The organism is Brevibacillus sp. AG (genome assembly GCF_028369215.1).
Classification (GTDB): Bacteria; Bacillota; Bacilli; order Brevibacillales; family Brevibacillaceae; genus Brevibacillus; species Brevibacillus porteri.
This window is the reverse complement of the sequence record NZ_JAQMYO010000011.1, coordinates 73998-87169: the sequence shown is the minus strand read 5'-3', so window position 1 is coordinate 87169 and position 13172 is coordinate 73998. Positions and strand designations below refer to the sequence as shown.

Sequence of the window (13172 nt, the reverse complement as noted above, 5' to 3'; positions counted from 1 at the left end):
AATATTTGCGATGGGGATGCTACATGAGTCTATTAAAAGAAGTTATTCTTCAATGGTTTTTCGCCATTATCCCGTTTGTGTTTTTCAACATCTATTACCGTGACAAAATGAGGAACTACAGCCGTTCCTTTATTGTCATCACCAGCTCAGCCTGCATGTTTCTCGCGATGACCTTCGCCCCTAGTGTCACCAATGGCATGTTTTTTGATATCCGACATGTCATCATTCTTTTCGGACTGGTTTATGGCGGAATCGAGATTGCCTTGCTCCTTCTGATTGAAGCCTTGGTTTATCGGTACTACCTAGGTGGAGAAGGAACATGGGTTGCGCTGCTGATTCTTACAGTCAATTTTGTCTTGTCACTCTTTTTGTATCGACACTACAAAGCCAGTTATCGGAAAACACTGTATCTTTTTATGACGAGTGCGATTTTTTCTACGGTTGCTTTAGGGACTACTTATTACTTTTTTCCCACGTATGTAACTCAACACCTCGTTTACTACACCATAGTGATTCCTATTCAGAACTTTTTCGGCCTCTGGTTGTTAATGTCGCTTTTCAGCAAATGTGTTTCGGATAAGGAGCTGTTTATTCGCCACGCGCAAAACGAAAAAATCCAAACGATGAGCCATGTTGCTGCATCGCTCGCACACGAGGTTCGCAATCCGCTGACAGCTGTCAAAGGCTTTTTGAAATTAATACAGGAATCCCCGGAAAATTTGGTGAAAATCGATCAATACATTCGCATCAGTCTCGACGAGATCCAACGGACAGAAGCCATTTTGACCGAATACCTTGCGATTTCCAAGCCGCTCAAGGAACGACATGAGATCATTAATGTTAGCGAGCATCTGCATGCCATCCGCGAAGTGATGCTCCCTTTTGCCAATATGCACAACGTAGAGCTTACGCTGCAAGACTTTGAGAGACCTGTGACGATCAAGGCCAATCCAGACGAGTTCAAGCAAGTGTTGGTGAATTTCATCAAAAATGCCATCGAGGCGTGCTCGGATATTTCGGACGGAAAAGTCTCCCTGGACTTGCTCATCGAGCGAAACAAAGCACTGTTGGTCATCAAGGATAACGGTGTCGGCATGGATGCAGGACAGATCAGCCGTCTCGGAACGATTTACTTTTCTACGAAAACAACTGGAACTGGTCTTGGTTTGACGTATTCCTATCATGTCATTCATGCAATTGGCGGAACGGTCAATGTATCAAGCAAGCCACGAGTAGGAACCAAGTTCACCATTATGCTTCCGTATAAGGCACAGTAGCTGCATGCAGGTTTTGCAGAGGAACTGTGCCTTTTTCCATTCGATCGATAATGATGCAAATGACGGTCGGTTGCCCTTCCCCTCACGCTTTACTATGCAATTTCCGGGAAGACATTACGCAAAACAAAACACCAGGAGTTTCCCCCTGGTGTCTCTCTTTATTGGAATGGTAGCCATTCTCCCGTAATGGCATCCACATCCCCGTTGCTTTTCAGTATCTCCGCCGAATAGACCAAGACCGGTTGCTCTTGAATCCTATTGTTTTCAAGCGGGAATAGATAACGGGGACTGAGTGATTTATGTTGGAGATAAACCCGCGCCGCCTCTTCTGCTGAAATCACCTTGGACGCATCTGGGAAGGTCTCCTGCTTATGCGGGAATGTTAAATTCACCCCGATAATTTCTCCTGTCTGCCCGTCGATCGTGACCTTATAATACTGATCCGGCACCATTACGCCGTTTACTTCTCGGACAAATTTCAATTCAACCTGTCTGCCCATCACATAAATTTGCTCCTGCATCCGAACAGTCTTCACCCGTGAATCCAGATACGGCTCCAAAAACAAGATCGCTCGCTCCTGCAATTCTGCGACGGCAAGTGTCTGATCACCTTCTCGCAGCTCCGGATAAGATATCTTGAACGCTGCTGCCCGATTGTTGACAGTAGTCAGCTTCATGAATCGCTCTCCTTTTTTGGCCTGGTATTCCCGTTCGTTGTCTCCCATCATATAATCGGGCACATTACTCCCGGTAAATGTGAAGCCCTCCACCTTCTGACCGAAGAACTCCATGGCGGCCGCAGCCTCTTTTGCCGATGCAACCATTGTCTTCTTGCCTCCGGGATTGACGGCAATACTGTCGCGAAACGAATCCCCGCGCCACAAGGTCGTTTTCACTTCCTTGCCAGTACGAGCGTCGAGATACCCGGAGAAGTTTTCCGTATAACGAAGAACGTAGTCCACGTCCTTCTTCCCGCCTCGCTGATACGTCAGTTGCATGACTTCTGCAAGTCCGCTCTCCGTTTTCTTACGAGAAGGCCGCTCAGCAATTGAAGGAAACTGCCCGGTGTCCAAATTCATTCCCGTTGAATCCCCTGAATTGACATAGCGAATATGCCCGGCATCGCTCATGCCGATCCCATAGTTATCTCCCTCTACCTGCACGTCATTCACGTAGCGTTGCAATCGGACGGCTTCATGCGAAACGGTATCTGCTCCCTCTTGCCCATCTACTTGTTCGATCCGATACTGTTCCAGATTTTTGCCCAGAAACGGTTCCATAAATGCCTTCGCCTGTCGCTCTATTCTCTCCTTGGAAGGCACTCCTTCGACTTTCTCTTGCCCTGGAATCTTTTCCAGGTCGAACCCGAGCAAGAGTCCGCTTTTGGCGTCCAATTTCGCTCTGGCATATAGCGACACTTCTGTTCGATCTTTGTTGCTGAACGTGCGAAAATCTATGTTGTACACCTCGCGAGGAGCTTTGGTTACGTAGACCCTCTTTTCCGCTTCCCGAAAAGGAGGATATTTCTCGTACAGCTTTTCCAACGTTCTAATCGCCGCTTGGCTTAGCTCGCTTTCTGTTATTTCTGTCGATGAGAAGGAGCGGGGTACCAGATGCGCTTGTGATTCAAACCGAGATTGCTTGAATATCTCCGGGGTTACCCCCATCATCCATACTGCTGCTGCCACCGTCGCAGCGGAAACTGTCCATGTTGCCAGCTTGAGGACGATTCTTTTCGGACGATTCGTTTTGGTGCGTGCCCGTTGCACCAGCTTTGCTTCCAGCGCTTCTACGAATTCGCTCCTTGGTTCCGCATCCTTTGACCGAGGAAGAGCCGCGAAGAATTGCTCGTCATTTGGAGTATTCATTGGCCAACCCTCCTATCCAATCGACATGCAAAACTTTTTTGAGTTCTTTTGTTGCCCGATGAAAATCTACGCGGACCTTGGCTTCGCTTGTCCCGAGGATTTCTGCCGTTTCCCGAATACTGTAGGCCTTGATGCCACGCAAAATCAGTACATTCCGATGATGCGTCTTCATTTTCTGCATCGCCTGCTCAATTTCCAGCTGTTCTTCCTTGGAAGCCAGCTCCGCTTCCGGCCTTCCCAGAAGAGAAGGCAGCCCTTTTAACAAATCCATGCCAAAAAGCGTTTGCACCCGTCTCTTCCGGTAATCATCGATGGCGACATGCTTGGCAATATGCAAAATCCATGTCTTCACACTGGAACGCTCTTCATATCTGGCCAAAGCGTCCAAGACCCGGATAAACACTTCCTGTGTCAAATCCTCCGCATGCTCACGCTTCCCCGTAAAGTAGTAGAGATATTGATAGACATCACGGTAATGCTCGCGATAGATCGCTTTAATCCGCGCTTCGTAATCGACTGTGTCCTGCACTGGATTTCCTCTCCCTGCTCCCTACTTGATAAATTGACCTGTAACCGCGTCAACCTTTCCGTTTCTTTCTTTCGGCTCATAAACAAGGACAGGTGTTCCCTGGTACCGTCCGTTAAGGGAAGGAAACACGTAGCGCAGTGTAAGCGGATTAGCTTTCAACAATGCTTGTACGGCTTGCTCGGGCCCTACGACATTTGAGGCATCATCATAGGATAATTTACCAGTAGTTATTGGTAAACTGGCGGATACAATGTCTCCCGTATGCATGTCAACTTTTACTGAATAGCCCTGTCCCTCAACCATAATCCCTTGGTGTACAGGGGAAAATAGAAACGTTTGCTTGCCTGCTTCTCTGTTATTCATTTGTGGTACCAGCTCCATTTGTGGTACTAGCTCCGTTACCTCTGCTTCTACAAACGGTTGCAGAAACACCACTGCTTTTTCCTCGGCAGCTGCCTCTGTAATCACTTTCTGCTTTGGTGGGTTTTCAACTACATGGAAGTACGCAATCTGATCATTCACTATCCTCACTGAGAACTTTTTGTTTCCAACCACGGCATCATACTCCTTTTCCCCTTCGAGAACTGGCGCACCTTTGGTTATTTTAAACTCAATTCCTTCAGGCAATGGAATAAAAGTGGAGAGTGCGGTGGCTATCTCCTCATTTGTTTTGGCGAAGACCCGCTGGTTGCCAGGCGTTATCGGAATTGGTTTCCCGTACTTATTTTTCTTGGTCCATCCGGACTCTACCTCGGCTCCTGATCGTGCATCCAGATATCCGGAAAAATTCAGGCTGTAGACTGGGCGGAAGCCAGCGCTTATGTCTCTTGCTTTTTGCTCATAGCGAAGGTGGAGCATGTCTTCTAATTGTTTGCTGAATTCGTCTGGATTCCTAACCCCTGACGGAGCGGCGAATTTACTTGCGTCCATCTGCAATCCTGTTGTGTTTCCTGCGTTTATATAGTCTAGCTCGCCTACTCCATTGATCCCTACTACGTAAAGATCGTCTTCTACCGGAATCTGATTCACAACCCGAACGAAACGCACATTTGCCACGGCCTCTGCACCCTCACCATCAACTGTTACCTCGTCTATTTGGTATTGCTTGATGGCGTCACCGATGAAATCCTTCAAAATACTCGGCGCTTTTTCTTTTCCCATCGCTTCCGTAGGACGTGCAGTCGGTTTCTTTTTGGGAATGTCGTGTGCAGAGAAGAATAACAGCATACCGTTGTTTGCATCGATTTTGGCATCCGCATACAGGGATACTTCCGTCCGCTCCTTGTTGCTGAAGATGCGGAATTGGATGTGGAAAACATCTCGCTCCTGATTGTTACGCGAAATGGTTTTTTCCGCATTTTTTAATTCCGGGTAGTGTTTGTTCAGCCTGTCTACGGTTTTTTGGGCTAATTTGCTCAATTGGGGTTGTGTCGATTTGACTGCCGCGGCTTGTACAGATACTTGTGGTTGCGTAATCCACAATGGGCTTGAGAAGAGCAAAGCAGCAGCTCCTACTGTGATCATCAGCTTTTTAGTTGCGTATGGTTTCATTTTGAATTTCCTCCTGGCTTCCTCTTTTTTACGTTCTTAGCCCAATAGTCGGAAGCAAAAGGGAAATGTTACAGGTGAACCAAAATTCCATAGGGAACAAATGGATTTTTCTGAGTTGAATGTAGGAAGGTGGGGCTTAGTGATTGGCCCGGAAGCTAGAAAAACTCGATTTCCCCAGACTGTTGGGAAGATCGAGTTTTTCTTTATTTCGATTGATGATTAAAAAACATATCTGAAAATGATATCGATAGCCACACCTATTGTGAGAACCATCATTTTTTGAGAAAAGCTAAGCTTGGCTTCTTTACCATTTGCCCATTTATAGGAAGTCTGCAATCCTAGTAGAATTATATAGCCGCCTACATAAGCAAAAAAAATTCTGATTAGCTCTGTTGCAATAATCCAAGCCATTTTTCTAGCCCCTCCAGTTAATTCTTGTTGCACTCACCGTATTTCTTTGGGTAGCAGGATACGATCCATTTGATAGATAGTTAATAAATTTCCTCAACTCGAAATCTTCACGATAGGTTTCACCCTCATAACTCACTATAACAAACCACTTTTGATAAATATCAAATGAGTTCAACACTAGTAAAGCCTCTAAATCTAATACTCCAACTGCAAATCTGTCAGCACTGCTATTTCGTATCATTGTTACCACGTATGTTGCAAGTGGTGTCTCAGGCTCTCCTGATATATACCACTGAAAAGTAACATTGGAATCTTGCTCGATTTTAGAGAGTCGAACTAAAATTTGGACAGTGCCATGAACCCCTGGAAAAAAGCGGCGTTGTGCATTAATGGGCTCATAACTATTTGTCGTATCCTCACAAACCACAATTGATTTTATCATATAACTTCTTACCTTCTTGCCTCTTTTCTTGAATATTAGTCACCTTTACCCCACAGTGCTTTTCCAATTTCGTATCGGACATTGCCTTCTATTGATCCTCTAATAGCGCCCAAGTGTCCACCAACTACAGCACCTGCTGTGCCTTTATACTTAGCTTCATTTACCTGTCCCATTCCCCCGACTGTTGAGCCAAATACAGCGCCCATTGCCATTCCTTGCGCAGTTTTTTCGGCAACTATTTTACCAACAGCTTTTGGATCGTTAGGGAACACCTCTTTCCCTTTTTCGATTGCCTTCTCCTTTACTTTCTCCGTCGCTTCCCTAACTGTTCGTTCTGCTCTCTCTTTAACTCTAGATACACTTTCGCGCACTCGTTCAAATGAAAATCCCACGATGTAAAAACCTCCCAAAATTTGATGCAAATACATTTTTACATTATATGTATAAATGATGTCAATATAATTTTAATTTTTATTAATTTTTCAGTTATTTTATTTAGTGTTATTAACAAAATGCACAAGGTAAAAAGAGCATAAAAAAAGGCCAGTCAAGCCTTTGACAGGCAGCCTAGCCGTTGCGAGGTTTTGTGAGCGACATCCTTTACCCGTTCAATCAAATACTGGAGTCGTTCCTCCTTCAAATCATACGTAACAATTCCAATGCTTAACGCCCCGATTACCTTTTGGGTGTAATCAATCACCGGTGCTGCGACAGACGCCGTATTTTCCGTCCGCTCCGCAAAGCTGACCGCATGACCAGCTGCTCTGATCTCCTGGAGCTTCTCCATAAAAGCAGGCACCTGCTCTTCATCCACGAGCTGGATTACGGTTTGTCGTGCTTCTTCCACAGGCATATGTGCCAGCACAACTTTATTGGCCGCACCGATATGCATCGGAATCCGCAAGCCCAACTGATCGTATATGCGGATATTGTGCTGACTGTCTACGCGATCGACAACAATGGATTCAAGTCCGCTAGGCTGACTGAAATAAACACTTTCGTTTACTTCTCTGGCGAGCTCCTCGATCATCGGCTTGATCACCTTCCGATAATCGATCCGATCGAGCACGCGTAAGCCGAACTCCATCCATTTAATCCCCAATGTATATTGCTTGGTCGCAGCATCCTGCTCTACCAGTCCATGCTTCATCAACGTGTACAACAGTCGATAAATGGTACTGACCGGGAGCTGGCATTCCTTCGCTAAATCATTGATCGTCCACCATTTTCTATGTTCTTCCGACGAAAGTGCCGTTGCAATCGCCATCGCTCGATCAAACGATTGAATCACGGTCATCCCCCCCTTTTCTATCTATCTTCTCATATGAAACTATGTTAAACCATTTGCTCTAATTTTGTGAATCGCAAAAAAACTCTATTGTGGAATCACAGATTGACAGTCAGAAATCAGGATGTGTAAACTAATGGTGAACATTTCGAAATATGAATAATATTCTGCAATGTGGAAAAAGGGAGGCAACTATGTTCCAAGGCAGCCAATCCATGGTCAAAAAGATGAAAACCGTCATCATCAAGCATCCCCATCAAGCATTTATCAGTCAAGAACATCTCGATCAATCGTGGAAAACCTTCAACTATACAGACCGCCCTGACTGGGACCGCACTCTGCATGAATACGCCAAATTCGAATCGATTTTGCGCGAGCATGTGGAAAACGTCCTGCACTTGCCACAATCCGATAAAACTGGACTGGATTCCATTTACGCCCATGACCCGGTGAAATTTACTTCCAAAGGGGCAATCATCCTCAAATCTGGCAAGGAACTTCGTCAGGGAGAAGCCGAAGTATACAAAGCCTTTTTAGAAGAAAACAACATCCCAATTCTGGGGCAGCTCACAGGCGACGCGTTGTCAGATGGCGGCGATCTCGTCTGGTTGGATGACAAAACGCTCGCGATTGGCCTTGGCTTCCGTACGAACGAAGCGGCTATTGCTCAAATTACAGAAATGGTCAAGGATTTTACAGATGAAATCATCGTGGTACAGCTCCCGTATGATCGCGGTCCTGCGGAATGTCTGCATCTGATGTCGATTATCAGCATGGTCGATCATGATTTGGCAGTCGTCTACTCCAAGCTGATGCCAGTATTTTTCCGCCAACTGCTCATCGACAGAGGCATTCAGTTAATTGAAGTACCGGATGATGAGTACGATAATCTGGGCAGCAATGTTCTCGCCCTCGCTCCACGAGTGTGCATGGTCGTGGCAGGCAACCCGATTACCAAACAACGCCTTCTCGATGCAGGTGCGACTGTGTACGACTATGAGGGCGAGGAGATTTCATATAAGGGAACAGGTGGACCTACTTGCCTGACAAGCCCGGTGGAACGCATTTAGCGGGTAGATATACTTGATAGTAGATCACTAAGGTCAAACTGTACCCCCATTGTTAGAGCATTAACGATTGGAGGTGCAGTTTTTTATGACGAAAAAGTTTCCTTAAGCAAAAACTTTGTTGCCTGGGAAAGAATCTTACCTTAAACTAAAATCATGAAGATTACGACTACGTGCACTTTTTTTTACCTTCATTTTGCCCTAAGCCAACAGTTTGTCCTTAACGAAAAAGGAGAGTGAACATCATGCCATCTATCAGCATTCCTTTGTCTGATGCCTTGATGGGTAGCCACATCTGTCTGGATCGTATTGACGTTCAGGGTATACTGCGCAGACGATTGCTGGATCTCGGCTTCGTCCCCGGCAACATCGTGGAAGTCATGCAAAAAAGTCCGCTAGGCGATCCCATTGCCTTTCGGGTAAATAACACGATCATCGCCCTGCGCAAAGAAGAAAGCTCCCTCATATTCGGGGAGTACGTGGGAAGTGACGAAAAATGAATTCTTACACGATTGCCTTAGCAGGAAATCCTAATACTGGTAAAAGTACGTTGTTCAATACATTGACGGGGCTTCGCCAACATACGGGAAACTGGGCAGGAAAGACAGTCGTAATGGCTGAGGGAGAATTCTCTCGGAGAAATACGACTTTTCGGATCATCGATTTGCCAGGTACGTATTCCTTGTATTCCAACTCGGCGGATGAAGAAGTGGCGAGAGATTACATTATCTTCGAGCAACCTGACGTCACCATTGTGGTACTGGATGCAACTTCATTGGAACGGAATCTCAATTTGGCCTTGCAGGTATTGGAAATGACCCCTCGTGTTGTCGTATGCATCAATTTGATCGATGAGGCGAAAAGGCTTGGCATTCGTATTGATCTGGAAAAAATCTCGCAAAGATTAAGCGTTCCCTGTGTCTCTATTTCCGCCAGAAATCATATCGGGATCGAGAATTTGCTCGATCAGGTGGAGAAAGTAGCGAATGGAACCATCGTGCCCAATCCTGTACAGATAACCTATAGTGATCAGATTGAATCCAAGCTGGCACAGTTGGAGCCGCTCATCGAGAAAACCTTGGGTAGTCGTTTTCCGACAAGATGGATCGCTCTGCGATTGTTAGATGGAGATGAAAGCTTGTTGCGAACCTTGAGAGAGCGCATGCAAGATCCGGCTACAACTGCAAGAAAGGAGCCTTTGACCCATGGCCGAACCATTTGCCACTAATTCGACTGATCCCTTGGATGCGCTTCTTTCCACGGCCCGGAGCTCGGTTGAAGGAAGTGCAATTCGGGACACGATTGTGAGTGACATTTACCGCACCAGTCGCAGTATTTGTAAGGAAGCTGTGACATACGAAGACAAGCAAAAACTTTCTAGTGCCTATAAGCTGGATAAAATTGTGACGTCCAAAATATGGGGCTACCCCATCATGCTGGCGATTTTAGGCGCGGTATTCTGGATCACGATCGCAGGTGCCAATGTTCCATCCAGAATGCTTGCGGACATGTTCGGTGTTGTCGAGGGTTATCTAACTGCTGGCTTTCAAGCTGTACATGCACCTGATTGGTTGCACGGGATTCTGGTTCTTGGATTCTTTCGCGGTACCTCATGGGTTGTCAGCGTCATGCTCCCTCCGATGGCTATCTTTTTCCCAGTCTTTGCCCTGCTCGAGAACTTCGGATATCTGCCGCGTGTCGCGTTCAACATGGATCGTCTGTTTAAAAATGCAGGCGGACACGGAAAACAGGCATTAACCATGTCGATGGGGTTTGGCTGTAACGCAGCTGCCATCCTTTCCACCCGGATTATCGAATCTCCTCGGGAGCGAATGCTGGCGATTCTGACCAATAATTTCGTCCCGTGTAACGGTCGCTGGCCTACCTTGATCTTATTGGCATCTCTATTTATGGCGACCAGCACGACCAGCGGATGGCAATCTCTGATTACTGCTCTTATCGTCATGGGTATGGTACTTTTTGGAATCGTTATCACTCTTACCGTTTCCTGGACGCTATCCAAAACAGCTTTGCGCGGAGTACCGACGCACTATACGTTGGAGCTGCCCCCTTACCGCCGTCCGCAGATTTGGAAAACGATCCTCATCGCAAGTAAAGATAAATCGTGGAGCGTACTGAAAAGGGCCGTCATTGTAGCCGCCCCTGCCGGTATCCTCACTTGGATTTTAGGCAATATCTATGTCGGTGGAGACAGCATCCTCGCCCATATGGCTGCCTTTTTTGAGCCGTTTGCGCAAATTATTGGTCTCGATGGCTATATTCTCATGGCCTTCATTCTCGGCTTGCCCGCTAATGAAATCGTGCTGCCGATTCTTCTGATGGGGTATATGTCCTCCGGTGCCATGGTGGATGTGGAAGGGATCGACAATATCAAGGATGTCTTCTTGCAGCACGGGTGGACTTGGTTGACAGCACTCAACATGATGCTGTTCTCTCTGCTTCATTACCCTTGTGGCACAACCTTGTTCAATATTTATAAGGAAACGAAAAGTGTGAAATGGACAGTGCTTTCTGCACTCATTCCGCTCGCCATTGCGATCGGAGTAACGTTCTTGACTGCCCAAGTGGCAAGAGCACTCGGTTGGGTGTAAAAAAACAGCAAAAAGCCTTTGCACAATACCAGACCTCCTGGTTCGTGCAAAGGCTTTTTCGTGACTTTCCCATTGGAATCTTACTTTATTTTGTAATAGGTATCACACCATCCAATCTGACTCTCTCAAACTCTAGCCCGCCCATCTCTACCGTATACGTATCCTGTTTCGGTACCCTGAAAACAATGGAAACGGTTTCCAAATTCTCTGCCACAATCATATCCTTGTAAGCCTGACCCTCTACACGTAAGTTAATTTCTTCTGGTCCCTTGTTTGGAACGACAATGGACAGCTTGCCTTTGTCGTAATTTACCTTTTCAATGTTCAGCTGTTTCTTTTCTCCAAACGGAATCGTTTGCGGATATTTGGCATTCATATCAAGCACGAAGTTATCCTTTAGGGATCGCTTCATCGTCACTTCATCAAATCGCAGCTCCAGTTTTTCCGGGAGAGCCCCATAGAACAGCGACGGAATAAATTGCGCCCTATAGGTATCTGTCCCCTGCACATGCTCCACGTTTTTATTCACCTTGTCGTCTATCGCCTGATACTCTTTCCCGCTTCTATCCACCAATTTCATATTTTCTAATCGATGTAGAACAAACCCATCCTCGAACTTAGCCTCAAGCTCTATCTCTGTCACAGTAGGCGAAGCTATCATTCGGTTCACTTGCAAGCTCGTCACCAGACCATCTGTTTTAAGCACAGCATCTACATCTGAATCCGGTTGGATTACTTTTTCGGCTGCAGTGACAGACTGTGGCAGGGGCAGCAACAGCTCAGCGACCACTACATCATCTCCTGATTTTCGCATATCAACGATTTGCACTGGCAGGACAGACTTGCTCTGACCCATCAGCGCCTGCATTTCTTTTTCGTCAATTCGATAATCCGACTTGATTATGAGATAATGCACACCATCGATCATTTGAAAATCCCTTGATCCATGACCTCTTTCTGACAGCTTCCCCAACTCTACACGAAGACTCCCATAAAGCATATCGCTTCTTGTCGATTCATCCGGAATTCGCGCGATCTCCTCCATTTTTTCACCGGAGATTAACAGCGTAAACGTAATCCGTCTGTGATCGACCATGGCATCCCTGATCTGATAAACAAAACCGTCCTTCTCCAATTTCACCTCGGGCAGAATCGGATAGCCATTTTTCAAAGCATGCATGAAACCTTCATCTGGTGTGATCCATTCAAAGGATTCCTGTCCTCTCTCTGCCCCCGTCAGTCCCCACGAGCTTCCCTCAAAGGGCTGAACAATCTGGAAGAACAAAGTAGCAGCAACAGCTACTCCAGCTGCCCAAGAGGTTACCTGCCAGCGACGGCGACGCTTCTCACGCTGAATTTTTGTGAGTACTTCCTGCTCGAATTTTTCCAAATGAAACGGATATTTTTCACGAACGGATTGCTTTGCTGATTGGCTCCATTCTTTCCACATGCGATCGTCGCTCATCCTTTTACCTCCTTCGACATGGTCTCCTTCAATTGCTTCCTGGCTCGATGCAAACGCGTACGGACGACCTCCTGCGAAACCACGAGAATATCCGCCACTTCCGCAATCGACAGGTCTTCGTAATAATGCAGGAGGATAACCTGCCTGTACTTCGGTGCGAGGGATTGAATGTACGTGACGACTTCTTCCCGCTTCACCCGGTTAATAATCTCTTCCTCTACCTGATTGTTTGCCTGCCGATCCATCAGGTCGCCCAAATGATCATCCATCGTCGGAAAAATGTTGCGAAACGACCACGACCGAAAATGCTTTTTGCTTTCATTCATCGCAATCTTGTAGAGCCAATGCTTGATCTGTCCGTCCCCGCGGAACTGATCGAGATGCCGATACGCTTTGATAAACACGTTTTGGGTAATATCGTCCGCCAAGGCATGATTCTTTACCGTGAGACTCACCAGATGAAAAATCTTCTCCCCGTATTGCTGCATCAGCCATTTTAGTCTGGCTTCCCGTGTAACCTCCAGACTCGCTGGCATTATTTCTGCTTCGTTCAACCCGTTCACCTCATCCGTTGATTGCTTGCTATTAGGTATGATCCGTCTCACGGCAAAAAGGTGACAGAAATGAAAAAGAAACCGCAGTGGTTTCCACAACGGCTACTT

At 46.4% G+C, this 13172-nt stretch carries 14 protein-coding genes; 5 read left to right on the top strand and 9 right to left on the bottom strand.

Annotated elements, in window-relative coordinates; genetic code table 11:
* Window positions 1–23: 23 nt before the first annotated feature.
* Window positions 24–1277, top strand: coding sequence for an ATP-binding protein (locus POF51_RS25315; protein WP_069851801.1), 1254 nt, complete (start codon window positions 24–26; stop codon window positions 1275–1277).
* Window positions 1278–1435: 158 nt separating this feature from the next.
* Here the strand turns inward: POF51_RS25315 and POF51_RS25310 are convergent, their stop codons facing one another.
* From POF51_RS25310 to POF51_RS25280, 7 genes are all read right to left on the bottom strand, one after another.
* Window positions 1436–3145, bottom strand: a complete 1710-nt coding sequence (locus POF51_RS25310; RefSeq protein WP_271756290.1) for a hypothetical protein — start codon at window positions 3143–3145, stop codon at window positions 1436–1438.
* The gene (locus POF51_RS25305; protein ID WP_069851796.1) at window positions 3129–3674 is read right to left on the bottom strand and encodes an RNA polymerase sigma factor; all 546 of its coding nucleotides are present in this window, start codon (window positions 3672–3674) and stop codon (window positions 3129–3131) included. The genes POF51_RS25310 and POF51_RS25305 overlap by 17 nt, the downstream gene beginning before the upstream one ends.
* Before the next feature lie 21 nt (window positions 3675–3695).
* The gene (locus tag POF51_RS25300) at window positions 3696–5225 is read right to left on the bottom strand and encodes a hypothetical protein (protein ID WP_271756289.1); all 1530 of its coding nucleotides are present in this window, start codon (window positions 5223–5225) and stop codon (window positions 3696–3698) included.
* A 219-nt stretch (window positions 5226–5444) separates the two neighbouring features.
* Window positions 5445–5636: a hypothetical protein gene (locus POF51_RS25295; RefSeq protein ID WP_069851791.1), complete on the bottom strand. Its 192-nt coding sequence runs from the start codon at window positions 5634–5636 to the stop codon at window positions 5445–5447.
* A 4-nt stretch (window positions 5637–5640) separates the two neighbouring features.
* Window positions 5641–6078 carry a hypothetical protein gene (locus tag POF51_RS25290; protein WP_069851789.1) on the bottom strand — a complete coding sequence of 146 codons (438 nt, stop codon included), beginning with the start codon at window positions 6076–6078 and terminating at the stop codon, window positions 5641–5643.
* A 35-nt stretch (window positions 6079–6113) separates the two neighbouring features.
* On the bottom strand, window positions 6114–6470 hold the full coding sequence (locus tag POF51_RS25285) for a hypothetical protein (RefSeq protein WP_271756288.1): 357 nt from the start codon (window positions 6468–6470) through the stop codon (window positions 6114–6116).
* A gap of 155 nt (window positions 6471–6625) precedes the next feature.
* The gene (locus POF51_RS25280; RefSeq protein ID WP_334312680.1) at window positions 6626–7369 is read right to left on the bottom strand and encodes an IclR family transcriptional regulator; all 744 of its coding nucleotides are present in this window, start codon (window positions 7367–7369) and stop codon (window positions 6626–6628) included.
* Window positions 7370–7560: 191 nt separating this feature from the next.
* Here POF51_RS25280 and POF51_RS25275 point away from each other — a divergent pair, with 191 nt between their 5' ends.
* The 4 genes from POF51_RS25275 to POF51_RS25260 all read left to right on the top strand — a co-directional run bounded on the left by POF51_RS25275 (window position 7561) and on the right by POF51_RS25260 (window position 11045).
* Window positions 7561–8436, top strand: a complete 876-nt coding sequence (locus tag POF51_RS25275) for a dimethylarginine dimethylaminohydrolase family protein (RefSeq protein ID WP_069851784.1) — start codon at window positions 7561–7563, stop codon at window positions 8434–8436.
* Window positions 8437–8678: 242 nt separating this feature from the next.
* Window positions 8679–8933, top strand: a complete 255-nt coding sequence (locus POF51_RS25270) for a FeoA family protein (protein WP_017251790.1) — start codon at window positions 8679–8681, stop codon at window positions 8931–8933.
* Window positions 8930–9661 (top strand): FeoB small GTPase domain-containing protein, encoded by a 732-nt coding sequence (locus POF51_RS25265; protein WP_069851782.1) that lies wholly within the window; start codon window positions 8930–8932, stop codon window positions 9659–9661. The genes POF51_RS25270 and POF51_RS25265 overlap by 4 nt, the downstream gene beginning before the upstream one ends.
* Window positions 9639–11045 carry a nucleoside recognition domain-containing protein gene (locus POF51_RS25260; RefSeq protein ID WP_069851779.1) on the top strand — a complete coding sequence of 469 codons (1407 nt, stop codon included), beginning with the start codon at window positions 9639–9641 and terminating at the stop codon, window positions 11043–11045. The genes POF51_RS25265 and POF51_RS25260 overlap by 23 nt, the downstream gene beginning before the upstream one ends.
* 85 nt (window positions 11046–11130) lie before the next feature.
* Here the strand turns inward: POF51_RS25260 and POF51_RS25255 are convergent, their stop codons facing one another.
* Window positions 11131–12510, bottom strand: a complete 1380-nt coding sequence (locus POF51_RS25255; RefSeq protein ID WP_069851776.1) for a hypothetical protein — start codon at window positions 12508–12510, stop codon at window positions 11131–11133.
* Complete coding sequence (locus POF51_RS25250) at window positions 12507–13064, bottom strand: sigma-70 family RNA polymerase sigma factor (protein ID WP_083261723.1); 558 nt, start codon at window positions 13062–13064, stop codon at window positions 12507–12509. The genes POF51_RS25255 and POF51_RS25250 overlap by 4 nt, the downstream gene beginning before the upstream one ends.
* Window positions 13065–13172 lie beyond the last annotated feature (108 nt).